The sequence below is a fragment of the Salinibacillus aidingensis genome (assembly GCF_055393355.1).
On the sequence record NZ_AP043759.1, the window covers coordinates 1,409,143 to 1,434,741 of the forward strand.

A 25,599-nucleotide genomic window follows, 5' to 3' on the forward strand; every position below is an offset into this window, starting at 1 on the left:
AAAAAGCGGAAGCAACCGATTGTCCAATTATGGCTATCGAGCGCTTCCGCTTTTCTCTTGTCCAGCTCCAGGGCCCAGCCCCTCGCTGATGTAAGCAACCCTCATTGCGTGGCCAAATCCATGCCACTTCATGTCTTCGTCTTATCCCGCATGACCTGAGCAGTCGCCTCCGCTTTTCTCTGTCCAGCTGCGGCTCCCAGGCCCAAGCGGTCATAAGCAGAATCCCCTCCATGGCCAAAGTACGGCCACTCCGGAGATTCTGCTTATGCCGTCGAGCCTAAACAGTCGCCTCCGCTTTTCTGCCTTATATTTCTTTTGTGTATTGATAGAGTGGTTCCAGGGTTTGGAATGTGTTTTCACACATTTTCAGAAATTCATCTGGCTTCGTTAGAATCGGATCATTCCGGTCAATGTTTACCCCACACAGAATTTCTGCTTTTTTTACGTTGGATAATCGGTCGACAAGCTTGTCCAGATCAACTTCATTGTGTCGTTCAGCGTCTGGCCGGGTATGGTCGCCGGACCACACAAAGTTGTCAGGTATTTGCTTTTTGACTTTCTCCATGTTCTTCTTTAATACTTCGCCATATTCCTGTTTTACAGGGTTTTCATAAATCATGGCAAACCATATAAATAAGTGTGTCTCCCAAAGTCCAATTTGAAAGTGGGGGAGCTTTTTGTAGCCGCGGTTGCTGCAGGCTAATGCTGCCCAGGTGTCATTGGGTGGATTTTTTGTACGGCGGGCATGCTTAGCAACATGAACAAACATTTCATCGCCTGTCATCGTCGTTAATGCCGGTGCCAATTCCTCGGCTACAGCCTCTAATTTGGGCGAAACATTGCCCCGCAGCTTTTCCATGCGAGCGTCTAGCCCCGGAATGGTAAATACATCGAAATCCTCCTGCGTAAATCCCTTAAATTCTGTCATATATGTACTCCTTTCTATGTACAAGTTTGATTACAGTTAAAAATAACGTCAATATTTGTCTTATTATCGTAACATAGTGGCGCCGTTGACAAAATGAATTTGCTTACATAGCGTTTTTAATGAAATTTTGTTAGGATATACGTAATACATAAAAAGGAGTTTGCGGAATGGAAGCTGAGCAAAAACATGCGTTATTTATCCAGGCAAAAGAGTGGACAATCGAGGCTGGTGAACGGATTAAAGAAAGGGTCCAGCAGCCATTTAAAGTAAATACAAAACGGGACCGCAAAGATTTAGTTACCGAGGTAGACGAGGATACGGAAAAGTTTTTTGCGGAAAAGATAAGAAATACTTACCCTGATCATCAGGTTTTGGGTGAGGAAGGCTTTGGTGATGATGTGACCAGCCTTGACGGAATGGTCTGGATTATTGATCCTATTGACGGGACGATGAATTTCGTGCATCAGAAACGAAACTTTGCCATTTCAGTCGCTATATATCAGGATGGTGAGGGGATCATTGGCCTCATTTATAACGTTATGACCGGAGATTTATACTCGGCGAAAAAGGGAGAGGGAGCCTATAAAAACAAGGATCTGCTTCCGAAATTGGATCGTACCAGGAAACTCGAGGATTGTTTAATCGGAATTAATCAGTTCTGGGCTGTACCTAATCGCCGACTTGATGAAACAGGTGTACATCAGCTAATACGAAAAGTTCGCGGGACCCGTTCCTATGGTTCTGCTGCTCTGGAGTTCGCTTTTGTTGCGGAAGGAATTATGGATGGCTACATAACGATGAGATTAGCTCCATGGGATATTGCAGCAGGGGTTATCATCGTCCAGGAAGTCGGTGGTATGGCTACCAGAGCAGATGGAAAGCCTTTGGATATGCTTCGTGAAAATACGGTGATTACATGTAATCCCGCTGTTCACAAAGAAATTATTGACAACTATCTTATCCTGAAAGACTGACAAAAGGACTGACAAAGTCATATGAAGGCTTTGTCAGTCCTTTTTCGCTTTGTTCACAATCCCTGTTTTCTTTTCATTCTTAGTCCGAATCCCATGATCACAAACCCGAGCAGAAATAAGCCGGCTGCCAGGAGATATTGCTGGAATCCGATAGCAATTCCCACAGCAACATAGCTTAAAATAACGAAAAGAGCCAGGATAAATGCCTTGTGTTCATACTTCATAATTCCACCTCTTTATCTTTAAGTGTACACGAAGAAAACAGGAATCAACAAGAGGTTATTTCCGTAGCGGCGGTTCCTGCACCTATAATAATCGGATTAAATTTTTAGCGAAAACATTTTTGTCCCAGCCTCTTTGATTGAAGTTTCAAGGTAGTATTATTTGAAAAAATTTAGTATGATAATAGTGATGACGTCATTAGGAGGAAGCACTATGTCAGACCAGGAAATTATTGCTAGCCAGGGATTTCGGCCATTGACGGAGTTCATGTTAAATGATGTCGGTGGGCAAACTGGAATCATTCTGTTATATGCAACAATTTTTATTTTTGCAGCTATCACCTATAAACTTGGGTTTGCACGGAAGATCCCTTTATTAAAATCAATCATTATATACATACTACTAGCTTTAGGATGCTACGTACTTTTATTTTTTGCCGTTTTATTACCAATTCTTGAGGTCTTAGTGATTTCTTCGCTTGTTCTGGCGATTTACAGGTACCGTTTAGCTCAGGAACGAAAACGAAGAAATGGGGAAGGAGTTGGAAAACAAACGTGAAGTCTTTACAGGACGTTGTGTATAATTGGTTATCCATTCAGTTGGTGGCGGATGCGAGGCCTGACGATCAAGCTGCAGTTGAAACAGCGGCTTTTTTTAAACAAATGCTGGAGAAAGAACACAACGTAACAAGCATTCACGTGGATAAACGTGAGGATATGTATAGCGTCAGAGTCCAAAAAAAGGAGGAAGATCGCTCCTTTCGTTTTCCAGTAGAATTAATCGAATGTATTTATGATCAAATTCATGAAGAACCAGAAAAGTTCACCATCTATTCATAATAAACAAAGGCGGAAGCGCCCGCTTAGCGACGTACGAACTGGACTGAGCCGGAGGAGATAAAGTGAAACTACAATCAGTGGGGGTTCATTCCCCAGTGATTGTTAGTTGAACAAATCAGGTGTTTACTGGCTGTTGCCCCCATCTTACAGGGGTCTTACAGCCAGTTAACACGCGGAAAAGGAAATACGACGAACCTTGTGAGTCGATGTTGACTTATCGGACGGAGGTGAAGGAAGTCACGCTAGTCGCTGGGCGCTGGAGCCGGACGTGGCCTAACTTGTTTGCCTTATCCACAAATGGTTTATTTTATAATTTCCTAGACCAGTACAAAATCCGATTCAGAACATTGAATCGGATTTTCCCATGTGCTATAAAATTTTTAAAGATAAGGATCTTTTTTCTTTTCGCGGTATTCCCGGTAGTTGCCGGTTTCCAGTCTCTTTTCCGTTTTGTTATCAATGCGTTCCCTGCATGTATCACACATATAGGTCATGACACGTTTTTTACGAAGCTGTTTAGCCAATAGACTATTCTCTGCAATTTTCTCTACTTTATCACATAAGATGCATTTTACTTTCAAGTGATCACCTCATTCCCCATAAGTATAACATGTAATTGAGTTTTATGTCATAATTTGGCTGAATGAGCTTCCCGACTTGACATATATCTGGAAAAATAAAACGAGGCTAAGCTGGTAAGCCTCGTTTTATGATTAATCTTCATTCTTCATTTGCTGATTGGATTGATCGTTCTGGGCTTTATCCAATTGTTCTTTCTTTTTCTGGTCTTTCAGCATTTCGCTGTTTGAATCAGGTTCTGTGGGTTGTTTTTGTTTTGGCGGTACTTCAGGCATGAATCTGCCTACTATAGCTGCCAGTTCATCGATGATGGCATCTTCCGGGTGTCCCTGCCTGACCTTATACGCCAGTCGCCGGAGTCGCTCGTTCACATCTCCGTCTGCCGTTACCATCGTGTTGTTTCCGTGAATATCTTCTTTAAGGGCTTCTGAAACCGAAAATTTTATGGTTCCGACCCTTGAGCGGTCCAGTTCTTCATCTACATCTATTCCCACGATTGAATAAGGACCTGCAGCAACAGCTGTGGCCCCATTAACACCTGGTACATCTGTCGCTATTTCGGCCAGATGTTGAGCCATTTCCTGATTGGAATATTCTTTATCCTCATGGGTAACTTCCGAATCCTTTACCTTTAAGTACTTATCCATGTTATTGTCATTTCGTGCTTCTTCGTTATTCTGACAAGCACTAAGTGTGATCGCGAGAAACAAAATGGCAAAGGAGTACATAACATTCCTCATTATTCGAACCTCCTTTTATAAATATATTGTTTCTCATTCGTCTAACTTTATGATTTTCGTCATATATTTAAAATACGGAAGCCTTGCCAATTCTTAATTATTAGAAACTTAGGAGGCGGCATTTTGGACATAACTTATGTTTTAGATACAAATGTTTTACTTCAGGATCCACGTGCAATTTTTTCATTTGACGAGCATGAGGTGGTGATTCCGGCCGTTGTTTTAGAAGAAGTGGATTCCAAGAAGCGCAATATGGATGAAGTAGGCCATAATGCAAGAGAAACCTCAAGAATTATTGATCGCTTTCGTCAAATCGGTGAGCTTTATAATGGTGTGAAACTGCCTAATGGTGGAAGCTTGCGGATCGAATTAAATCATCGCTCTTTTTCCAAACTTGGTGAAATTTTTCTGGAGAGGACCAATGATAATCGAATACTGGCCGTTGCTTTAAATTTACACCTCGAAGCTCAAAAGGAGGACATGAATCATAAAGTTATCTTAGTGTCTAAAGATATCTTAATGAGGGTAAAAGCAGATGCACTGGGTCTGACTGCTGAAAATTATTTAAATGAACGCGCCGTCAACGAGGACAATGTTTATGAGGGCTATCAACAATGGATGATTAAAGAGGAGGAGTTAAATGACTTTTTCCAAAACGGAACCTTAAAGATTCCTGAAGCGGAAAAGAAGCATCTATATCCAAATGAATTTGTTGTGATGAAAAATGAATTAAATCCATCTCAATCTGCAATCGGTGTTGTGCGTTCAGACCGGGAATGTATAGAAAAATGCAGGCTGTCGATTGAAAATGCCTGGGGGATAAAACCGCGAAACGCCCAGCAGACAATGGCCCTTGAGCTTTTGTTCCGTAATGATATCCAGCTAGTGACCATGACTGGAAAAGCCGGTACAGGTAAAACCTTACTGGCACTTGCGTCAGGACTCATGCAAGTAGAAGATATGCGATTATATAAAAAAATGCTTGTGGCAAGGCCCGTAGTTCCATTAGGTAACGATATCGGCTACTTACCGGGAGAGAAGGAAGAAAAACTAAAGCCCTGGATGCAACCGATTTATGATAACCTCGAATATTTATTTGATGTACAAAAAACAGAAGAGCTTGACCAGATCCTGACCGGTCTGGGTTCAATCCAGGTGGAAGCCTTAACCTACATAAGAGGCAGAAGTATTCCACAGCAGTTAATTTTGATTGATGAAGCGCAAAATCTAACAAAGCATGAAGTGAAAACGATTTTAACACGAATAGGAGAGGGGAGTAAGGTCATTTTGCTCGGAGACCCCGGGCAGATCGATCATCCTTATTTAGATGAGTATAATAATGGTCTCATTCATGTGGTTGAGAAGTTTAAGGATTCTTCTTTAAGTGGACACGTTAAATTTCACAAGGGTGAGCGATCCTCTCTGGCACAGCTGTCGGCAGATTTGTTGTGATGTACCTGGCTCATGTTTCCTGCATGAGCCAGGTTTTATAAAGGATTTATATTACCTTTTATAAATTTTGGTAATTGAACATTCCCATCAAGCCAATCTTTAAATGAAATGATACACGGTACACAATGTTCACCAACGCCAATTATAATACGCAAATCCCGAGGTGAATAAACAACTGTGTGAAGCGTACCAAAAAAGTTTTTATAATCCCGTAAAAATAATGGTGACGAAGAATGATTAAAAGCATGATATGCATCAATAGGTTTTAAGTGTTCTTTGGATATTTGGGATAAAAACTGTTTGCGAAGCTGAGAGTTTTTGATGAGTGGGCGATTATACTTTCTTAAGGAATTCGTTTCGAAATGATTTGTACATAAAAGGGGAGAAGTTTCATTTGAGATTTGTTTTTCAGGTGATGCTTCAACAATAGCACAATTTCCATTTTGGTCTGTAAGTGAAAAATTCAGACAATGTCCATGAGGCACAGACATGATTAAATCTACAGCTTCCTGGACTGTGCTGCAATTATTCAAGACAAGTCGGGCTATAGTTGTCGGAAGGAACCTCTTGGGCTGCTTTCGTTCATGAACAAGATGAATACCTGCCACAAGCCCTTTTTCGTTCATCCCGTCCAGTCGACCTGTAAGCTGTTGACTAAACCCTGCGCTTGCATATCCTTTGTCGGGATTAAGCAATACAAACTGCGCATCATATAATTTCGTACTAAAATCATAGTTACGAACGTAAAAAGAATCATTCCCAAATGCAGAACATCCCATGAAAGGCATAGCGACATCATATCCCCCATATAAGCGGGTGGCTTCCTCTGAAGAAATTTGTAATCCTTTTGCTAAACCTGTTAACTCATATACCATTTCCTTATCATATTTTCTCAAGTTATTAAATGCCTCTTCAATGTTAATATGTTTTTGCATTTTTAGCATAGCATGGTCATTTTCTGTTAATCTCCGTTTTGTACCCTGTTTAAAACCAATTTGCTGACTGCTACCCGACAATTCAATAACTTGAATCTCCAATTCCTTACTCATAGGATTCCCCTCCCATTTGTCTCACAGGCATAATGATATCCATTTTATTGATTTGATCTCCTCTATACCATTCCAAAACCTCTCCACGGGGTACCCAATCATATTTCAGCGCATATTGAAATAATTGACGATAGCCTGATTCGATATTTGAAAAATGATCATCGTAAGGGAATCCAATACATAACGAGGCATCCATTTTCTCAATATGGCCAGCTGAAAAGGTCAATTCCTGGTTTGGTTCTATGGCAAACCCAATCTCACCTTTGATCCATTTTCGGTTTCCGGATAAATATCTAAAATAAGTATTATGAATGGTCTGTTTTACAGTTTTAAGTTCATGACGTCTCTTTAAAAAAGTTTCTCTAAATTGTCCCGGTGGTGCCTCTGCCGGAAACCAGATAATATTCTCCTGTTTTCTGTCAATTAAATAAACAGTTTCTAATTCATTGCTTTCCAGATAGTTTAGACTTATCGTCAACTGTGCCTGTTTTTCCTTGATAGCCAGGGCCCAATTCTTTTTCATATTTTCTTTTTCCTCTTTTTCAGCTGTCAGGTAGGTTTGTATCTCGGTAATAGGGATATCTGCTATCCGTAAACTCGCTATAAACTTTGCTGTAGCAATTTGATCGTGTGAATATAAGCGATATCCACTTTTCTTAGTTCGCTGCATCGGTATCAGAAGATTCTTTTGTTCATAATACCGCAGCGCACTAGTTGGAATTCCTGTAAATTTCGAAAACACTTTAATGGTTAAATAATTTTTCAAATAACCACCTCCTTGTAACATCATAAACGTTAAAGTTACTTTAAGGTCAATACCTTTTAGAAAATTATAGAAACTTTAGAATTTGTCAGGGATTTCATGATGATAACAGTAAGCATTTTTGTGACGGTCCTAACTAGTTTAGTGTGTGTAAAAGATTTAGCAGCAATAGGGACATTTGGTTTATATGAGTCCATAACAAAAGCCGGAAGGGAATTCCTTCCGGCTTTTGTCACAGCATAATCTGTATATTAAAATCTTTATTTAATCTTTATTCCGGTTATTCCTTTAACAGGTGTATTTTTATTGGATCCATCGCCAAAATAAAAATGAAGGGGGCCGTCTTCTTTTATTGGTTTTCCTTCGACTGCAAACAGAAAATAGCCGTCTTTCAGGGTATCAAGGGTGATTTCTTCTTCGCCGTTTTCGGTTTCAAGCAGGGCGGCTGTTGCGGACTCATTGACTTCTGCGGTTTCCAGAAAGGGCTTTATATTCATTACATATGTACTATCTAAGATTTTTTTACGCTCATATTTGGAAATGCTTTTGTTCACCGGCGGATTCAGTTTTTGCTGATAAACTTCACGATTCCACCGATTTGAGGCTTTTTCCAGTTCGTCTTCGGGATTCTCTTCCTGTTCATCATTACTGTTAAAGGCTTTATCAAATTCTACTTTGCGATCATCAAAAATCCAGACACTTGCATCAAGCGTGAGTGGGAATTTTACGTTGCCAGCTAGTTGTACGATCAATTTTTTCACCTCTGTATTTTAGCGTTTACAAAACAAGTATAACGGATTTTTCAGCTGTATGCATTAAGGAGGAAAAGATTCATGGAAAAAGTTACGGAAAAACAATTGGAAAAATGGGTCGATCATATTCGGATTTATGCAAATAATGGAAAGGTTGCGGACTATATTCCGGCCCTTAAAAGGCAGAATCCGGAAATTAATGCAGCATCCTTTTTTCATTTAGATGGGGAATGTGTACAAGCCGGAGAAGCCGACTATTTTTTTACGATTCAAAGTGTATCCAAAGTGCTTGCTTTAGCTGTAGCACTGATGAATCACGGAGAAGATGCGGTTTTTTCGAGGGTGGGAAAGGAACCGACAAGCGATCCTTTCTATTCCATATCGAAATTGGAGGTTGAAAAGCCTTCAAAACCCATCAACCCGATGATCAATGCCGGTGCTTTGGCTGTTACGAATATGATGTCAGGGAAAACGACAGACGATATGCTTCATGAGATTTTAGACTTTGTACACCTGCTTACAGGTGATGAAACGATTGATTATGATAAGGAAGTCGCCCAGTCTGAATATAATTCCGCCTTTTTAAATCGATCGTTATGCTATTTTATGAAACAGAATGGGATTATCACTGGAAGTGTGGAAGAACTGCACGATGTGTATACGAAACAATGCGCAATTCAGATGAATGTAAAGCAGCTGGCAAAGGTTGCGGGTATTTTTGCCAATGAAGGAAAGGATATCGAGACAGGGGAGCAGCTCATTCCCCATCATTATGCCCGTATATGTAATACATTTATGGGGACCTGCGGGATGTATAATCAATCCGGCTCCTTTGCTATAAATGTGGGAATTCCTGCAAAAAGCGGAGTTTCCGGTGTCATTATGGGAGTCGTGAACGATGTTGGTGGTGTTGCAGTGTTTGGACCTGCTTTAGATAAACAGGGAAATAGTGTTATAGGGGTTAAATTGCTGGAAATCATGTCCCGTTATTATCAATGGTCCATTTTTTGAAGGTGGGATTCTGCTTTATTCCCGCCTTCGCTTTTCTAAATTCTCCGGTTGCATTTTTTTTGGTTTGACGTTAATATATTGAAGTAGAAGGTATTTTTAAATTAGGTATTCGTTTACATAAAATCGGATGAAAATAGGAATTTATGAAACTATGAGGTGATAGATTCCTTCATAAGATCGACAGGAAAGAGGGGGATGTCCGTGTCTTCGGAAGTGGCAATGGACCGGGAACAAGCATTGGCTATTTTGAAACAGGATGCTGATAAAATATTACAGCTTATAAAAGTGCAGATGGATAATTTGACGATGCCGCAGTGTCCACTGTATGAGGAAGTTTTAGATACACAGATGTTTGGATTATCAAGAGAAGTTCATTTTGCGGTCAGGCTTCAACTAATAAGTGAAGAGACCGGTAAAGAGATACTGGAAAACCTGGAACGACAGGTAAGTGCATTGCATGAAGCCTTTCAAGCTCAAAAATCCCCTGAATAAACTCAAATTACAACAACAATCTGTTGTAATTTGAGTTTTTTATTCCAATACATAATCTGAGAAAAAGGTCACATTTAACTGATTTTTCAGTTCTTTCCCTGTTGATTTTAGAATAATCTTAAAAATTAAGAAGGAAAATCCTCTTTCACGTCGTATTTATAACAAATACGGATTTTTTGATATCCAACGAAACAGCAAAAAGTTTTTCATTCTTAGAACAACAAAAAAATATCAATCACCATAAGGATGACAGTTATGAAAAAACGATTAAAACATTTGGATTTTACTTTAATATTTACACCACTGGCTCTAAGTATTTTTGGACTTGTTATGATTTATAGTGCCAGCATGGTGTTAGCGGTATATGAAGGAATGGGCAGTAATCACTATTTAATAAAACAAATTCAGTGGCTGATTTTAGGTACAGGCCTGCTCTTTTTTACTGCTTTGATCCCTTATCAAAAATACCAAAGGATTATAAAACCTACCGTTATTGGTATGCTGCTTCTTCTTATTTTTGTTTTTCCTTTTGGAGAGGAAGTCAACTATGCCAAATCATGGTACGATTTTAAAATCTTTAGTTTTCAGCCTGCAGAGGTAGCCAAGCTAGGTCTTATTTTGTATTTGGCCTCTGTTTATTCAAAGAAGCTGTCCTATATTCATCAATTCGGCAAAGCTGTTATACCGCCGCTGGTAATAACAGGGTTAACCATTATTCTGATTGTCTTACAGCCGGATATAGGTACAGCGGCTATTATTATGTGTATCGCACTGAGTGTCATTGTAAGTTCAGGCATTCGTTTACGGCACCTTTTTATTTTAGGTGCAGTTGGAGCTCTTTTTCTTGCCATTGCCATCCCGAATCTGGTTACTGATGAACGGGTAGAACGATTCACTGGGGCATATGAGCCATTTTCGGATTCCAGTGGCGGAGGTTATCAGTTAATTCAATCGTATTTAGCCATTGGATCTGGAGGATTAACAGGAGAAGGTTTAGGTGAATCCGTTCAAAAATTAGGATATTTAACCCAGCCACATACAGACTTTATTTTAGCAGTTGTTGCTGAAGAGTTGGGTCTCATTGGTGTGGCAATCAGTATCGGGGCTATTGCTGTAATTGTTTTAAGAGGATTATATTTTGCCAGAAAGTGTGAAGATGCTTTTGGATCCCTGTTAGCGATAGGGATTTCCTTCATGGTAGGGATTCAGGCATTTATAAATATAGGTTCTATGAGTGGTGTGCTGCCTATAACAGGTGTAACACTGCCATTTATAAGCTATGGAGGCAGTTCCCTCTTAATCTTGATGATCTCCATGGGTATTTTAAATAATATTGCTATGCAAGTAAAATCCAGTGAACAAACCTACACCAAAACACGTTCACAAATTCCAGATGCATCAGAAGAATCAGTGTTTTCAATCAATGAAAGGAGAGGAAGAAAAGCATGGGTGAAATAAAACAAATCAATAAAGTTTTAGTGGCAAATCGAGGAGAAATTGCCATCCGTGTATTTCGAGCCTGTACGGAGCTTAATATCCGTACAGTGGCGATTTATTCCCAGGAAGATACGGGATCCTATCATCGCTATAAGGCTGATGAAGCATACTTAGTGGGGAAAGGGAAAAAACCGATCGATGCATACTTGGATATTGAAGGAATCATCGAAATTGCAAAACGGGTTGGAGTGGATGCCATTCATCCCGGTTACGGTTTTTTGTCTGAAAATATTGAATTTGCAAAACGTTGTGAAGAAGAGGGGATTATATTCATAGGACCAAACAGTGAGCATCTGGAGATTTTTGGTGATAAGGTGAAAGCCCGTCATCAGGCCATTAAAGCCGGTATACCAGTTATTCCTGGCAGTGATGGACCTGTGAAGCATTTAGAGGAAGTAAAAGAATTTGGCCAGAAGCATGAATTTCCTATTATTATTAAAGCTGCTTTAGGAGGCGGGGGGCGCGGAATGCGGATTGTCCGGAGTCCTGAATCGTTAAATGATGCCTTTGACCGGGCTAAATCAGAAGCGAATGCAGCTTTTGGCAGTGATGAGGTCTATGTCGAAAAGCTGGTTGAAAATCCGAAACATATTGAAGTGCAAATTTTAGGGGATAAAGCTGGTAATATTGTTCATTTATATGAAAGGGACTGCTCAGTGCAGCGACGTCACCAGAAAGTGGTTGAAGTAGCCCCGAGTGTTTCGCTTCCTGACAAGCTGAGACAGGAAATCTGTGATGCTGCCGTTCAGTTAATGAATGAAGTAGATTATATCAATGCTGGAACGGTAGAGTTTCTGGTGACCGATAAAGAGTTTTACTTTATAGAGGTTAATCCAAGAGTACAGGTAGAGCATACCATTACAGAGCAAATCACAGGTATTGATATAGTACAGACTCAAATTATGATTGCTGAAGGACATCATTTATTTGATGATAAAATTTCCATCCCACATCAAGAAGACATTCAAACCACAGGATATGCCATTCAATCACGTGTAACCACAGAGGATCCCCTGAATAACTTTATGCCTGATACGGGTAAAATTATGGCCTATCGTACAGGTGGAGGATTTGGCGTAAGGCTTGATGCCGGAAATGGCTATCAGGGTGCCGTTATTTCTCCGCATTATGATTCTCTTTTAGTAAAAGTATCTACATGGGCCCTGACTTTTGAAAAAGCTGCAAGTAAAATGGTCAGAAATTTAAAGGAATTTAGAATTCGCGGGATCAAAACCAATATTCCGTTTTTGGAGAATGTAATCCAGCATTCAAGGTTCTTAACAGGGGAATATGACACAACTTTTATCGATCAGACCCCGGAACTGTTTGTCTTTCCGAAGCGTAAGGATAGAGGAACAAAGATGCTTAGTTACATTGGTTATACAACCATCAATGGTTTTGACGGAGATGGAAAAAAGAAGAAGCCAGGCTTTTTAAATCCAAGAATACCAAAAGTGAAACAGTCGGAAAAATACCCGTCAGGAACGAAGCAAATCCTGGATGAACAAGGACCTGAAGGCTTAGCAGACTGGCTGAAGAATCAGAAAGAAGTCTTATATACGGATACAACCTTCCGGGATGCCCATCAGTCTCTGCTTGCCACTCGTGTAAGGACCAAGGATTTGTTACAAATCGCTGATCCAACTGCACGACTGTTGCCTGAGCTATTCTCTGTAGAAATGTGGGGAGGAGCAACGTTTGATGTGTCCTACCGTTTCCTGAAGGAGGACCCATGGGATCGATTACTGAAGTTGCGTGATAAAATGCCGAATGTTTTATTTCAAATGCTGCTTCGTGCCAATAACGCAGTCGGTTACAAAAACTATCCTGATAATGTCATTCAGGAGTTTGTCGAGAAAAGTTCAAATGCAGGAATCGATGTGTTCAGAATTTTCGATAGTTTAAATTGGGTAAAAGGAATGACACTTGCGATTGACTCTGTTCGATCAAACGAAAAGGTTGCTGAGGCTGCGATGTGTTACACAGGGGATATTCTTGATCCTTCAAGACCCAAGTATGATTTAGCTTATTATCGAAATTTAGCCAAGGAACTGGAGAACGCCGGAGCTCATATTCTCGGCATTAAAGATATGGCCGGCCTGTTAAAACCTGAAGCAGCCTATCAATTGATCTCTACGTTAAAAGAGTCTATTGACATTCCTATTCATTTGCATACCCATGACACAAGCGGCAATGGAATCTTTACTTATGCTAAGGCCATCGATGCAGGAGTCGATGTAGTAGACGTAGCGAGTGGTCCAATGTCTGGTTTAACTTCACAGCCTAGTGCAAATAGTTTATTCTATGCACTGGATCACAATGAACGCAAACCACAGGTGGACATTCAATCTTATGAAAAAATTGGCCATTACTGGGAGGACATCCGCAAATATTACCAGGGATTTGAAAGTGGGATGAAGGCGCCACATTCAGAAATTTATCTGCACGAAATGCCGGGTGGTCAGTATAGTAATCTGCAGCAGCAGGCAAAAGCTGTAGGTCTTGAAGAACGCTGGGATGATGTGAAGCAAATGTATCGACGTGTCAATGACATGTTCGGGGACATTGTTAAAGTGACACCATCCTCTAAAGTGGTTGGGGATATGGCCCTTTACATGGTTCAGAATGATTTGACTGAGGATGACATTTACGAGCGGGGAGAATCCCTGGACTTCCCTGATAGTGTTGTTCAATTGTTCCAGGGTTACCTTGGTCAGCCGTATCAAGGGTTCCCGCAGGAGCTGCAAAGAATCATCCTGAAAGGGAGAGAGCCGATTAAAGAACGTCCTGGGGAATTGCTTGAAAATGTAGATTTCCATGAGTTACGTGATAATTTATATCATAAGCTTAACCGTCAGATTACAAATTTTGAATTAATCACCTATGCTCTATATCCAAAGGTTTATATGGATTATAACAAGTTCTATGATCAGTATGGAGACCTGTCTGTTCTGGACACGCCGACATTCTTCTATGGAATGCGCTTGGGAGAAGAAATTGAAGTGGAAATTGAACAGGGAAAGACCCTAATTGTTAAATTGGTTTCTATAGGTGAACCACAGCAGAATGGTACACGGGTCATTTATTTTGAGTTAAACGGTCAGCCGCGGGAAGTAATTGTCAGGGACGAGAGCATTCAAAATCTTATCCAGGAACGACCAAAGGCTGATAAGGATAATGATCATCAGATTGGTGCAACCATGCCTGGAACTGTCATTGATGTTTTAGTTGAAAAAGGGGAAAAGGTCCAAAAAGGTGATCATTTAATGATTACAGAAGCGATGAAGATGGAGACAACTGTACAGGCGCCGTTTGATGGTAAAATTAAAAAGGTTTATGTGAAAAACGCAGAAGCTATTGAAACAGGTGACCTGCTCATAGAGTTTGAATAAAAAGACAAAAAAGCGGACTTCAGAAACTGAAGTCCGCTTTTTTCGTGGTGCGTCCAGCACTTAGTTTCTCTCGTTCTGTGCGCTTCTTGTGGAAAGAAGGATGAAGTAGCAGAGAAGCCCAAAGAAAACGGAGATAACCAGAGCATGGAATAATGCGATATATAAGTTTGCAATAGTAAAAATGATCATTGCTCCCAAAGCAACCTGTAAAATAATCAGCAGCAGAGCAATCGTCCATCCATAATACATGACCTTATGCTTTTTATAGTTTCGGGAAATTCTAAAGAATAAAAAGATAACCCAGACAAACAAAAGGCCTGCTGCAAATCGATGGCCCATTTGTACCCATTGTATAAAGCTATAGTCAACAGGAGATAATCCCGGCTCACAGAATGGCCAGCTTATACAGGCCAGGCTTGCTTGCGCGTGCCGTACCAGCGCTCCTGTATAGACGACCACTAGAGTGTAAGCAAATAACAAATAAAATTGTCGTCTTAACGCGAAATCAATATACAGGGCCTGAGCATCAAATTTCTTATCAATTTCAAAGATGATAATCATGAGCAGGAACACAGCCGCAAAAGAAATCAGCGAAATGCCAAAATGCAGCGCTAAAACAAAATCAGACTGTCCCCATACTACAGCAGCAGCGCCTATAAGTCCCTGTACTAGAAGGAAGAATATCGACATAAAGGCAAGAAATTTTGTTTCTCGTACATTCCCGTAGTATTTCCAGGCAAGAATAGATAATATTAAAACCAGGATTCCCACTGTACCGGAAACCAGTCTGTGACTTAATTCTATAATCAATTCAAATGTTAAATCAGAAGGGATGATTTCTCCTTCACACAAAGGCCAGCTTCTTCCACAGCCCAGTCCGGATTCTGTTTTGGTAACGAGGGCTCCACCTACCAAAACAAACAGCATACCTATTGTTGATAGAACTGACAACCATTTTAAAAACTTTATCATGATTCCTACCTACCATTCTAATATTAAAGTCCAAATTACATTTTAATATAAAAAAATGCGATGTACAAAAGAAATTGTCACAATTTGATTACAAAAATGTGCTATTATGGATATATAAGGTTTTCACTATTTTCACGTAAATAAGCATAAAAAGGTTGCATCTTTACCATATCTTTGCTAGAAATAAATAGGGTTGGTCATTTCATAATAATCCCATAACTACATATCTTTACTAATTTGATGTCAAAACTGAATTTAGGGTAAAAATCAATTTTAAGGGAAATGTCATAAATTTGTCACACAAACGGTGATGATGTGTGATTAAATAGATGTAAGCAATCATTATGATGAACTATAATGGGGATTTTGAAGTGTATTTTAAGGACGATTCAAACGGTCGTACTTCCTGATATAGCAGAATGAATGTGTACTTAATGAACAGAGAGGAAGGTAACGTTTAAAAATGAGTAACCCTAAATCAATTGGGACTAATCCTGCACTGATTGAAACATCAGACAAGGACTACGATAAAACGAATTCGCTTTGGTCCGATTTTCTGGCTTTGATAAAAATTGGGATTATTAATTCAAATTTGATGACAACCTTTGCCGGCTTCTGGCTTGCATTATTTATTACGCAATCACAGTTTTTACAGTATTGGGATAACCTGATCATTACGTTGGCTGGTACAGCATTAGTGATTGCCGGAGGATGTATTTTAAACAATTATTATGATCGGGATATTGATCAAAAGATGTCCAGGACAATTAAACGTCCAACGGTAACAGGAACAATGTCGAATTCTTTTGTTATCAGATTGGGTATTGGTTTTTCGGTTGCTGGACTGCTGGCCCTGTGGCTGACTTCACCTATGTCAGCGCTTTTTGGGTTTATAGGCTGGTTTACTTATGTGGTTCTATATACGATGTGGTCCAAGCGACGCTATACAATCAATACCATTATTGGAAGCTTTTCAGGTGCAGCACCTCCATTAATTGGCTGGTTTGCTGTAGATACCGGCTTTCATCCGCTTGCTTTTGTACTATTTCTTATCTTATTTATTTGGCAGACACCACACTTTTTGGCTTTGGCCATGATGAAAACAAAGGAGTATAAGGAAGCTGGCATTCCAATGCTTCCGGTTGTCCATGGATTTTCCATTACCAAAAGGCAAATGACAATTTATGTAGCATGTTTACTGCCATTACCTTTTTATTTTGGTTCATTAGGGACAATCTTTTTAGTATTGGCTTCTATATTAAATATAGGTTGGTTAATACTATCAATAAGTGGCTTCTTTATGAAAGATGATTTAAAGTGGGCCAAACGTATGTTTATTTATTCACTGAATTATTTAACCATCATTTCTTTAGCAATGGTGATTGCCACCATTCCGTCATTTTTCTAATATCGTTAGGTGAATAAACCATTATTCCCTAACTTTATATTCATATTTAACACAACATAAAAGAGAAAGAGGGGTATGAATTCATGAAAGGATGGATGGGCAGGTTTCGAGCACTGTTTTTACTAGGTGGATTAGCACTAGTTCTTTCAGGTTGTGGAAACCCGTACTTAAGTGCCTTGCAGCCGAAAGGTGAAGGCGCAGACATGATTATGGACCTTATGATCCTTAGTATTGTTATCATGCTGTTTGTATTTTTGGTTGTTATGGCAATTTATGTATTTGTTTTAGTTAAGTTCCGTCAGAAAAAAGGACAGGAAGATTATATTCCTAAACAGGTTGAGGGGAACCGTGTATTGGAAACAATATGGACTGTTATTCCTATTATTTTGCTGCTGATTTTAGCGGTTCCAACTGTACAATATACATTTGCATTATCTGATACAACCCCTGAAACACAAGAAGGCGAGGAAGCAGAAAATGCGGAAGAAGCCCTCTGGATTGATGTAACAGGTAAGCAGTTCTGGTGGAATTTTGATTATCGGGATAAAAACGTTCAAACCAGTCAGGATTTATATATTCCGACTGACAGACGAGTTTACATTAAGTTGAGTTCAGGAGATGTTATCCATTCCTTCTGGGTACCGACAATTTCAGGTAAGATGGACGTAAACCCTGGAAAAAATGAAAATGAAATGTTTATTCAAGCAGATGAAGAAGGGGTTTACTGGGGCCAGTGTGCTGAATTTTGCGGACCTTCTCACTCCTTAATGGACTTTAGAATTGTAGCTGTTAGTCCAGGAGAGTTTGATCAGTGGTTATCCGACATGCAGAATGTGGATCCGGAAGCTGAGCCGGAAAGTGAACCGGCCAGAGAAGGTAAGAAATTATTCTCAGAAAACAGCTGTTTAGGCTGTCACGCTGTAGGTTCTTCACCAGCTATGATGGGACCGAATGTAACAAACTTCGGTGACCGTTCCAAAGTTGCCGGTATTCTTGATTACAATAAAGATAATATTGTGAGCTGGATTCTGAACCCTGAGAAACATAAGCCTGGAAACCAGATGACAGGTAACTATACAGTTCCAAGCAAAGAGGATGCTGAAAAGATTGCTGATTATCTCATGTCTCTAAGTCCAAGTGAAATTGGACCAGACGATGCAAAAGATGATGACTACATCAAGCCACAGAAGGATGAAGAATCTGACAATAAGAACGAAGAAAATAATGAAGCAGAAGATAGTGATGAAAACACAAATGAAGAACAATCAGAAGAAGAGTAATTTGTGAAAGTCGTCAAGATCTTTTAAAGGGAGGTTATTGAGGTGAGTACAGCTGCGTTAGAGAAGCAAGGCTTTGGCGCTACCTTATGGGATTACTTAACAACCGTTGACCATAAGAAAATAGGAATTCTCTATTTACTTGGTGGAGGTTTCTTTTTCCTGCTTGGCGGACTCGAAGCAATGCTTATTCGTTTACAGCTAATGTTGCCTGATAATGAATTAATTGGTGCACAGTTTTATAATGAAGTTATGACCATGCACGGAACAACGATGATCTTTTTGGCTGCTATGCCACTCATCTTCGCATTTATGAATGCGATTGTTCCATTACAAATCGGTGCCCGTGATGTGGCATTCCCGTTTGTAAATGCTTTAGGATTCTGGTTATTTTTATTTGGAGGTTTACTCTTAAATTTATCATGGTTCATGGGTGGTGCACCGGATGGGGGCTGGACAGCATACGCTCCGTTTTCCATCTGGTCACCGACTCACGGATTTGACTTTTATGCAATAGGATTACAGATAACTGGTTTTGGTACCCTTATGGGTGGAATTAACTTTATTGTGACGATTGTAAACATGCGTGCTCCGGGTATGACTTATATGCGTATGCCACTATTCACCTGGACAGCACTAATTGCCAGTGTATTAATTTTATTTGCATTCCCGGCATTAACTGTAGGTTTATTTCTAATGACGTTCGACCGTCTCTTTGGGGCCAATTTCTTTGTTCCTGAAATGGGCGGTAATGAAATTATCTGGGAACACCTATTCTGGATTTTTGGTCACCCGGAAGTATACATTCTTGTATTGCCAGCTTTCGGTATATTCAGTGAAGTTATTACAACTTTCTCCAAGAAGCGTTTATTTGGTTATTCAGCAATGGTATTCGCAACCGTACTTATTGCATTCTTTGGTTTTATGGTTTGGGCTCACCACATGTTCACAGTAGGTATGGGACCAATTGCTAACTCCATCTTTGCGATTGCGACCATGGCGATTGCTGTGCCAACGGGTATCAAAATATTTAACTGGCTGTTTACCATGTGGGGTGGAAACATCCGACTTACAACTCCAATGCTGTGGGCAGCAGGATTTATACCAACATTTACGATTGGTGGTATGACAGGTGTAATGGTTGCTGTGGCAGCGGCCGACCTGCAATATCATGATACGTATTTCGTTGTTGCACACTTCCACTACGTAATCGTAGGCGGGGTTGTATTCGGCCTTATCGCCGCAACACATTACTGGTGGCCGACGATGTTTGGTAAGATATTAAATGAGAAACTCGGAAAATGGACTTTCTGGCTCTTTTTTATCGGTTTCCATTTAACATTCTTTATCCAGCATTTCCTTGGTCTTATGGGTATGCCACGAAGATACTGGAAGTTTCTGCCTGGTCAGGAATTAGAAGTAGGGAACTTCATCAGTACCATCGGGGCATTACTGATGGCTGTTGGTACGATCATTCTGCTTTACAATATCGTTAAAACAACTGTGAGTGGAGAAAAATGTGATTCTGATCCTTGGGATGGACGTACACTTGAATGGAGTTTACCAAACCCAACACCACACTATAATTTTAAACAATTACCACTTGTGCGCGGATTGGATCCACTATGGATTGAAAAAACTCAGGGAAATGGAAAAATGATTCCGGCTGAGCCTGTGAATGATATTCACATGCCGAATAATTCATTCTTACCTTTTATGATGTCTTTAGGTTTATTTATTGCAGGCCTTGGATTTATCTTCCGCACAGATTCAACAATGGGGTATATCGGCATTGTTGCTGGTCTCGTTATTTTCTTTGGAAGTATGATTATCCGTTCTGTAAAAGATGATCTAGGTTATCACATTCATAAAGAAGATCTTGAAGAAGAGGGGGCTGGGGCAGAATGAGTACACACGAAGATGTTCTAAGCTCAGAAAATTTACCACATGAACCCGAGCGTGCAACCCTTGAAGGTAAAAATAAATTTATGGGTTTCTGGTTCTTTCTTGGTGGCGAAACAGTCCTTTTCGCAAGTCTGTTTGGTACCTATCTTGCACTGAAAAATTCCTTTGGTGAAGCTGAAGGAACACCTTCGCAGGATTTATTCGGATTACCTTTAGTCTTTATAATGACGATGATTCTGCTTACAAGTTCATTAACCAGTGTATATGCCATCTATCATATGAAAAATCATGCATTTAAGAAGATGATGGTTTGGTTTGGGATTACTGTACTATTAGGGGCTGCGTTTCTTGGGCTTGAAGTATATGAGTTTAATCATTATGTTCACGATTATGGTCATACATTTACTGCACATGCCTTTGGTTCAGCTTTTTATGCGCTAGTAGGCTTCCATGGTGCACACGTTGCGTTTGGCCTTGGATGGTTCATTGTTCTAATGATTCGAAATGCCAGACGAGGCTTGAATTTATATAATGCCCCTAAATTTTATTTAGCCAGTTTATATTGGCACTTTATTGATGTTGTTTGGGTATTTATTTTCACAGTAGTTTATCTCATGGGAAAGGTGGGGTAATGAATGGCAGATAACACCAATTCCAATATTCATGATCAATTTCATAAAGAAAAGCACAAAGAGGAAATGAAGCATCAGGTCATTACATTTGCTATGATGATTGCTTTTACCATCATTGCTTTTGGCCTGGTAGCCGGAGATTTCAGTAAGCTTTTCGTCGTACCAATCATATTGGTTTTAGCAGCTGTTCAGGTACTTTTTCAGCTATATTATTTCATGCATTTAAATCAAAAAGGTCATGAAATGCCAGCTCTTATGATTTACTCTGGTGTATTTGCAGCTGTATTAACCATCTTAGCTCTAACAACGATCACATGGATTTAAAAAAGATCGAGGCCAGCGCCTCGATCTTTTTCATTTCACGAAAGTGATGCTGTAGTAAGTGTGAATAATTTATGACAGTTGTTTGACTTATGGTTTATTTGTTTAGGTTAACCATATAAAATCAGTTATAATAATGGTAATAGATAATTAAAATGGAGTGACAAACATGTGGTCAAAACTACAATTATTTGGATTTCAGGCTCTGTGGAGTCCATATTTTCTCGTCTACATAATTATACTGGGTTTGCTTTACTATGTCGTTACAGGCCCCTTACGTCATAAATTCGGTGGCCAGGGTGAGGATGATCCAACAGGAAGGCAGAAACGAATGTTTTATCTCGGATTGCTCTTACTGTATATAATCAAAGGAGCACCGGTCGATTTACTATCTCACATTTCTCTTATGGCGCACATGATTCAAATGGCCTTGTACTATTTATTATTTCCAATTCTTATTATCAAGGGAATACCGGTCTGGATCTGGAAAAAGGTTTTTGATGTGAAGCTGATAGGCTCTGTCTTAAGGCTATTAACCAAACCACTGGTAGCGGTGCTGCTCTTTAACTTTACTTTTTCCATTTATCATATACCGGCGATTTTGGACTTTTCCAAATCCCATCAATTAGCTCATTCAAGTATTTCGGTCTTTATTCTTTTTACGGCGTTTTGTATGTGGTGGCCGCTTATGTCACCTTTACAGAATCATCAGATAAAGAAACCTTTTGCTAAAATTTTATATATATTTGGAAATGGGATGCTTATCACACCTGCATGTGCCCTTATCATTTTTTCAAGTGAACCAATCTATGCCACTTACTCTGAGATGCAGGCATGGACAACTGCTTTAAGTTTATGTGTTCCTTCAGACGTACTAAGTGGAATTTCATTTGGTGGTCCGCAAATTATAACGAATGTAAGTGTTTTATATGACCAGCAGGCTGGTGGAATTATCATGAAAGTTATGCAGGAAATTATATACGGGTTTGTTTTGGCGAAAGTATTCTTTAAATGGTTTAAAAATGAGTCGAGCAGAGGTGTTGATCCGATTCCCAATCAATCCTGAGACTGCATAGGAACTATAGGAGGACAAGTATGGCGACAATTTTGCCCACATTAAGTACAGTATTTATTATTATTTCGGCCATTTTAGTGGCTATTGGATGGATTTTAATCGCAAAAAATAAGCGAAAGGCTCATAAAAAGGTTATGATCAGTGGCGCTTTAGCTGCACTGGCTTTCTTTACGATTTACATGTCCCGAACAATATTTATCGGGAATACGTCATTTGGCGGTCCTGATGATATTAAAATCTATTATACGGTATTTCTGATTTTCCATATAATTCTGGCAACAACAGCAGCTGTCTTTGGGGTAGTTACATTATACTTAGCATTTAAACGAAAGATTTCCAAGCACCGTAAAATCGGCCCCATTACAAGTGTCATCTGGTTTTTCTCAGCTGTAACAGGTGTTGTCGTCTATCTCCTTTTATATGTTATCTATGATGGGGGACAGACAACAAGCATGTTAAAGGCTATTTTTGGTTTTTGATTTAACAATTGAGCTGCTGATGGAGGGAGTTGCTGTGATCATAACAGGTCAGGAACTAACACTAAGAGCAGTTACTAAAAAAGATGCAGAGCTGCTCTTGGTACAACCGGAAAAGTATGCTGAAAAACACGGGATAACCATACCTGAACGCTGGCCACATGTTCATTTAAATATTTATTTGCCTCTTTATCATGAGTTATTGCTGAGAGATATCCGTAATCAGGGCTATGGTCCATGGGTGATTACAACAGACACCTCCATTGCTGGAGATATTACCATACAGTCAATGCCCAACGATAAAGGGGAGATATGGATAGGCTATCATATTGAACCTGAGGAGCGTAATAAGGGGGTTGCTTCAAAAGCCATTAAGTATCTTAGTGAATGGGCGATATCCCAGTCTGATATAAAGAGAATATATGCGGAGTGTAATCACTCGAATGTTTCTTCAATGAAGGCATTAAAAAATGCAGGTTATTTGCTGCATCATCGTTTTAAGACAGTTGACGTATATGCCTATCCATAAACATTAAGGAGCTGTCTCATACAACGTGAGACAGCTCCTTTGCTGTTCTTAACTATATTTTTATTTTCCATTTGATAATTCCGGCTTCTCTGGCGGAATTGTAGGCGATGACTAATAGTGGACCAATGATGAAACCTAAAATACCAATCAATTTCAGTCCTAAATACATGGCAATGAGTGTCACAAGAGGGGACAGGCCCATGTGTCGTCCCATGACTTTTGGTTCAACCGTTCTCCTGATGGCTAAGAGAATAATGGCCAGCACACCTAGCTGAATTCCCATAGCTAATTCACCAGTGATCAGCATGTAAAGGGACCATGGTCCAAGAATAATAATGGATCCAATGATCGGAATAAAATCAATTAACCAGATAATAATTGACATAATGATGGCTACATCAGGTGCAATATACCAAAGCCCTAATAAACTTACGGTAAATATGATGATACTGACCAGAAATTGAGCCTTTAAAAATCCTACAATCACATAAGAGAAACGGGCGGTCATAAAGCTTACTTTTTCAGCCGTTTCTTCCTTCATTAAAGAATAAGCATTTTTTCTTAATTTAGGCAGCTCCAGCATAAATAAAAACAGGGCAATTAAATATACGAGGAAACTGACCAGGTATTCCGGTACTTTGGCGACAATACCGGCTACATTTTCAATGGTAATCGTTTCGTTTATGTTTTCACGAATTCCTCCAATATTGTCGTGCAGGGTAGTTGTGACTTCATCTACAAAGTCTTCAGGCATCCCTTGAGTAAAGGTATTCATATCTGATTCTAAGTTGTTCACCACATGCGTAATATTGTTTATGTAATTTGGAGCATTCTCTGTCAGTTTCACAAGCTGTGCAACGGATTTTGTTGTAACATATGTACCTATCGTGGATATAATCAGTAAAAATACAATAAAAATAATGGTTACACTTATTTTCCGGGTGATGCCAAATTTAAATTTTAATAACCGAACAAGTGGGTTTAATATAAAAGCGGTAAGTAACGCCAGTATCAGTGGAACAGATACAGGTAATATGAAAATGATGATGAGTATAGCAATGATGGAAAGGATAATTTTTGTCCATTGTGATTTAGTTAATTTATTGAACAATTTAAGTATGCGGCTCCCTTCTAAAAAACTCTATCTTAAATATAGCACAAGGAGAACTTTTTGAACATCAATATGGAACAAATTTAACAAAAAAAGGCTATTGAATGTTAAGGATTCAATAGCCTTTCCCTTTATACACAGGAAGCCCTAAGAGGCCACGTATGGTCCAATTATGCATTTTCTTCCACTTTAAATTGATCAATGGACTCTTTTACCTTTTTAAGGATCTGATTTGATTTTTGAACAATATTTTCAGGAAATTCTTCACCATCCCCATATTCAATCCCATGAGGATAATAATGCTTTCCTAAAAGAGGCGTTAACAATTTAATAATGGCATTCCCTTTGTCAACGTCACCTTCAATGGCATACCCCTGAATTCGAAGGTAATAGGTAACATTCTTCACATTGGTTTCCATTTTGTAATCATATGTAACACGCTCATAATCCCAGCCGGATGCACGAATAAGACCGGCTTTCTCCATAAGATGATCCAAAGGCTTAAGATTTACAACAGAATCTTCAATACCATGTCCTTCTAATTTCATATATTTCACCTCTATTTTAACTTTTCAATCTAAATCCATCATAGTAAAAAAATGCTGATTAATCAATTCTTAAACTGGAAATCCCCATTTTTTCAGAAATATATGTATCAAAATGGACACAATAAAGAAAGGAGAACACTTTGTCTGTTGTCCAATAAAGACTATTTAAGGAGGATGATGTATGAAATCCATACAGGACATTATGACTCGGGACGTATCCAGCTGCAGTCCGGATGATACCCTCTATGATGCAGCGGTTAAAATGAAAGATCTGGATGTAGGAGTGATTCCGGTCACCGACAATCAGAATCACCTTATGGGGCTTGTAACGGACCGGGATTTAGTGCTTCGAGGCTACGCTGCTAAAAAGTCTGAATCAACGAAAATACAGGAAGTAATCAGTGATGACTTATATTCCGTTTCACCTGCGACTGATGTACAGGAGGCAAGCCAGCTTATGGCTGAAAAACAAGTGAGACGCCTGCCAGTTGTCGATAATGGTGAGCTGGTTGGGATCGTATCCTTAGGTGACCTTTCCCTGGAAAAGAAATCTGACCATGCTGCCGGGGTAGCCCTTAACGAAATTTCCGAAAAACGTGATGAGCTTCATTAATTTATCAAAAACCGCCGATTCGGCGGTTTTTTTATTTTCATC

Annotated in this window: 27 protein-coding genes; 17 read left to right on the forward strand and 10 right to left on the reverse strand. The window is 39.5% G+C overall.

What is annotated here, in order from left to right; translation table 11 throughout:
• Positions 1–304 precede the first annotated feature (304 nt).
• Positions 305–928: a YktB family protein gene (locus ACZ5OK_RS07680; protein ID WP_343840793.1), complete on the reverse strand. Its 624-nt coding sequence runs from the start codon at positions 926–928 to the stop codon at positions 305–307.
• Positions 929–1,095: 167 nt separating this feature from the next.
• Between ACZ5OK_RS07680 and ACZ5OK_RS07685 the strand changes: the two genes are divergently transcribed.
• Positions 1,096–1,902 carry an inositol monophosphatase family protein gene (locus tag ACZ5OK_RS07685; protein WP_343840795.1) on the forward strand — a complete coding sequence of 269 codons (807 nt, stop codon included), beginning with the start codon at positions 1,096–1,098 and terminating at the stop codon, positions 1,900–1,902.
• A 53-nt stretch (positions 1,903–1,955) separates the two neighbouring features.
• On the opposite strand, the gene ACZ5OK_RS07690 is transcribed toward ACZ5OK_RS07685, so the two are convergent.
• A complete protein-coding gene (locus ACZ5OK_RS07690) occupies positions 1,956–2,126 on the reverse strand; it encodes a DUF5325 family protein (RefSeq protein ID WP_343840797.1) in 171 nt (56 codons plus the stop codon).
• A 211-nt stretch (positions 2,127–2,337) separates the two neighbouring features.
• Here ACZ5OK_RS07690 and ACZ5OK_RS07695 point away from each other — a divergent pair, with 211 nt between their 5' ends.
• Positions 2,338–2,682, forward strand: coding sequence for a YlaH-like family protein (locus tag ACZ5OK_RS07695; protein WP_425542216.1), 345 nt, complete (start codon positions 2,338–2,340; stop codon positions 2,680–2,682).
• On the forward strand, positions 2,679–2,963 hold the full coding sequence (locus tag ACZ5OK_RS07700) for a hypothetical protein (protein ID WP_343840800.1): 285 nt from the start codon (positions 2,679–2,681) through the stop codon (positions 2,961–2,963). Before ACZ5OK_RS07695 ends, ACZ5OK_RS07700 begins: the two co-directional genes overlap by 4 nt.
• A 380-nt stretch (positions 2,964–3,343) precedes the next feature.
• Here ACZ5OK_RS07700 and ACZ5OK_RS07705 read toward each other — a convergent pair whose 3' ends face one another.
• Positions 3,344–3,544, reverse strand: coding sequence for a YlaI family protein (locus ACZ5OK_RS07705; RefSeq protein WP_343840802.1), 201 nt, complete (start codon positions 3,542–3,544; stop codon positions 3,344–3,346).
• 132 nt (positions 3,545–3,676) lie between these two features.
• On the reverse strand, positions 3,677–4,282 hold the full coding sequence (locus ACZ5OK_RS07710) for a YhcN/YlaJ family sporulation lipoprotein (protein ID WP_343840805.1): 606 nt from the start codon (positions 4,280–4,282) through the stop codon (positions 3,677–3,679).
• Positions 4,283–4,405: 123 nt separating this feature from the next.
• Between ACZ5OK_RS07710 and ACZ5OK_RS07715 the strand changes: the two genes are divergently transcribed.
• Entirely contained in the window at positions 4,406–5,734 is a 1,329-nt protein-coding gene (locus ACZ5OK_RS07715; RefSeq protein ID WP_343840808.1) for a PhoH family protein, read from the forward strand.
• Positions 5,735–5,769: 35 nt separating this feature from the next.
• On the opposite strand, the gene ACZ5OK_RS07720 is transcribed toward ACZ5OK_RS07715, so the two are convergent.
• From ACZ5OK_RS07720 to ACZ5OK_RS07730, 3 genes are all read right to left on the reverse strand, one after another.
• Positions 5,770–6,783, reverse strand: coding sequence for a C45 family peptidase (locus ACZ5OK_RS07720; protein ID WP_343840811.1), 1,014 nt, complete (start codon positions 6,781–6,783; stop codon positions 5,770–5,772).
• Positions 6,776–7,549, reverse strand: a complete 774-nt coding sequence (locus ACZ5OK_RS07725; protein WP_343840813.1) for a MerR family transcriptional regulator — start codon at positions 7,547–7,549, stop codon at positions 6,776–6,778. The genes ACZ5OK_RS07720 and ACZ5OK_RS07725 overlap by 8 nt, the downstream gene beginning before the upstream one ends.
• Positions 7,550–7,806: 257 nt before the next feature.
• Positions 7,807–8,298 carry a hypothetical protein gene (locus ACZ5OK_RS07730; RefSeq protein WP_343840816.1) on the reverse strand — a complete coding sequence of 164 codons (492 nt, stop codon included), beginning with the start codon at positions 8,296–8,298 and terminating at the stop codon, positions 7,807–7,809.
• Positions 8,299–8,379: 81 nt separating this feature from the next.
• Between ACZ5OK_RS07730 and glsA the strand changes: the two genes are divergently transcribed.
• The 4 genes from glsA (at position 8,380) to pyc (ending at position 14,690) form a co-directional block, all read left to right on the forward strand.
• Positions 8,380–9,309 carry a glutaminase A gene (glsA, locus tag ACZ5OK_RS07735; RefSeq protein ID WP_343840819.1) on the forward strand — a complete coding sequence of 310 codons (930 nt, stop codon included), beginning with the start codon at positions 8,380–8,382 and terminating at the stop codon, positions 9,307–9,309.
• A gap of 195 nt (positions 9,310–9,504) precedes the next feature.
• Positions 9,505–9,801 (forward strand): Fpa/YlaN family protein, encoded by a 297-nt coding sequence (locus ACZ5OK_RS07740; RefSeq protein WP_425542217.1) that lies wholly within the window; start codon positions 9,505–9,507, stop codon positions 9,799–9,801.
• Positions 9,802–10,056: 255 nt separating this feature from the next.
• Entirely contained in the window at positions 10,057–11,259 is a 1,203-nt protein-coding gene (gene ftsW, locus ACZ5OK_RS07745) for a putative lipid II flippase FtsW (protein ID WP_343840825.1), read from the forward strand.
• Positions 11,247–14,690 (forward strand): pyruvate carboxylase, encoded by a 3,444-nt coding sequence (gene pyc / locus ACZ5OK_RS07750; protein ID WP_343840827.1) that lies wholly within the window; start codon positions 11,247–11,249, stop codon positions 14,688–14,690. The genes ftsW and pyc overlap by 13 nt, the downstream gene beginning before the upstream one ends.
• Positions 14,691–14,750: 60 nt before the next feature.
• On the opposite strand, the gene ACZ5OK_RS07755 is transcribed toward pyc, so the two are convergent.
• A complete protein-coding gene (locus ACZ5OK_RS07755; RefSeq protein WP_343840830.1) occupies positions 14,751–15,662 on the reverse strand; it encodes a COX15/CtaA family protein in 912 nt (303 codons plus the stop codon).
• A gap of 463 nt (positions 15,663–16,125) precedes the next feature.
• Between ACZ5OK_RS07755 and cyoE the strand changes: the two genes are divergently transcribed.
• From cyoE to ACZ5OK_RS07795, 8 genes are all read left to right on the forward strand, one after another.
• Positions 16,126–17,070, forward strand: a complete 945-nt coding sequence (gene cyoE, locus ACZ5OK_RS07760; RefSeq protein ID WP_343840832.1) for a heme o synthase — start codon at positions 16,126–16,128, stop codon at positions 17,068–17,070.
• Between the two features lie 83 nt (positions 17,071–17,153).
• On the forward strand, positions 17,154–18,350 hold the full coding sequence (coxB, locus tag ACZ5OK_RS07765) for a cytochrome c oxidase subunit II (RefSeq protein ID WP_343840834.1): 1,197 nt from the start codon (positions 17,154–17,156) through the stop codon (positions 18,348–18,350).
• Between the two features lie 42 nt (positions 18,351–18,392).
• Positions 18,393–20,255: a cytochrome c oxidase subunit I gene (gene ctaD, locus ACZ5OK_RS07770; RefSeq protein WP_343840837.1), complete on the forward strand. Its 1,863-nt coding sequence runs from the start codon at positions 18,393–18,395 to the stop codon at positions 20,253–20,255.
• Positions 20,252–20,884 carry a cytochrome (ubi)quinol oxidase subunit III gene (locus ACZ5OK_RS07775; RefSeq protein ID WP_343840839.1) on the forward strand — a complete coding sequence of 211 codons (633 nt, stop codon included), beginning with the start codon at positions 20,252–20,254 and terminating at the stop codon, positions 20,882–20,884. Before ctaD ends, ACZ5OK_RS07775 begins: the two co-directional genes overlap by 4 nt.
• 3 nt (positions 20,885–20,887) lie before the next feature.
• Positions 20,888–21,208: a cytochrome c oxidase subunit IVB gene (ctaF, locus tag ACZ5OK_RS07780; RefSeq protein WP_343840842.1), complete on the forward strand. Its 321-nt coding sequence runs from the start codon at positions 20,888–20,890 to the stop codon at positions 21,206–21,208.
• 166 nt (positions 21,209–21,374) lie between these two features.
• Positions 21,375–22,271 (forward strand): cytochrome c oxidase assembly factor CtaG, encoded by an 897-nt coding sequence (gene ctaG / locus ACZ5OK_RS07785; protein WP_343840844.1) that lies wholly within the window; start codon positions 21,375–21,377, stop codon positions 22,269–22,271.
• 29 nt (positions 22,272–22,300) lie between these two features.
• Entirely contained in the window at positions 22,301–22,759 is a 459-nt protein-coding gene (locus tag ACZ5OK_RS07790; protein ID WP_343840847.1) for a DUF420 domain-containing protein, read from the forward strand.
• The gene (locus tag ACZ5OK_RS07795) at positions 22,749–23,285 is read left to right on the forward strand and encodes a GNAT family N-acetyltransferase (protein ID WP_343840850.1); all 537 of its coding nucleotides are present in this window, start codon (positions 22,749–22,751) and stop codon (positions 23,283–23,285) included. The genes ACZ5OK_RS07790 and ACZ5OK_RS07795 overlap by 11 nt, the downstream gene beginning before the upstream one ends.
• A gap of 52 nt (positions 23,286–23,337) precedes the next feature.
• Here the strand turns inward: ACZ5OK_RS07795 and ytvI are convergent, their stop codons facing one another.
• A complete protein-coding gene (gene ytvI, locus ACZ5OK_RS07800) occupies positions 23,338–24,396 on the reverse strand; it encodes a sporulation integral membrane protein YtvI (protein WP_044157263.1) in 1,059 nt (352 codons plus the stop codon).
• 170 nt (positions 24,397–24,566) lie between these two features.
• Positions 24,567–24,944 (reverse strand): YugN family protein, encoded by a 378-nt coding sequence (locus ACZ5OK_RS07805; RefSeq protein ID WP_343840855.1) that lies wholly within the window; start codon positions 24,942–24,944, stop codon positions 24,567–24,569.
• 181 nt (positions 24,945–25,125) lie between these two features.
• On the opposite strand from ACZ5OK_RS07805, the gene ACZ5OK_RS07810 reads away from it, so the two are divergent.
• On the forward strand, positions 25,126–25,557 hold the full coding sequence (locus ACZ5OK_RS07810; RefSeq protein WP_343840858.1) for a CBS domain-containing protein: 432 nt from the start codon (positions 25,126–25,128) through the stop codon (positions 25,555–25,557).
• The last annotated feature ends 42 nt before the right edge of the window (positions 25,558–25,599 follow it).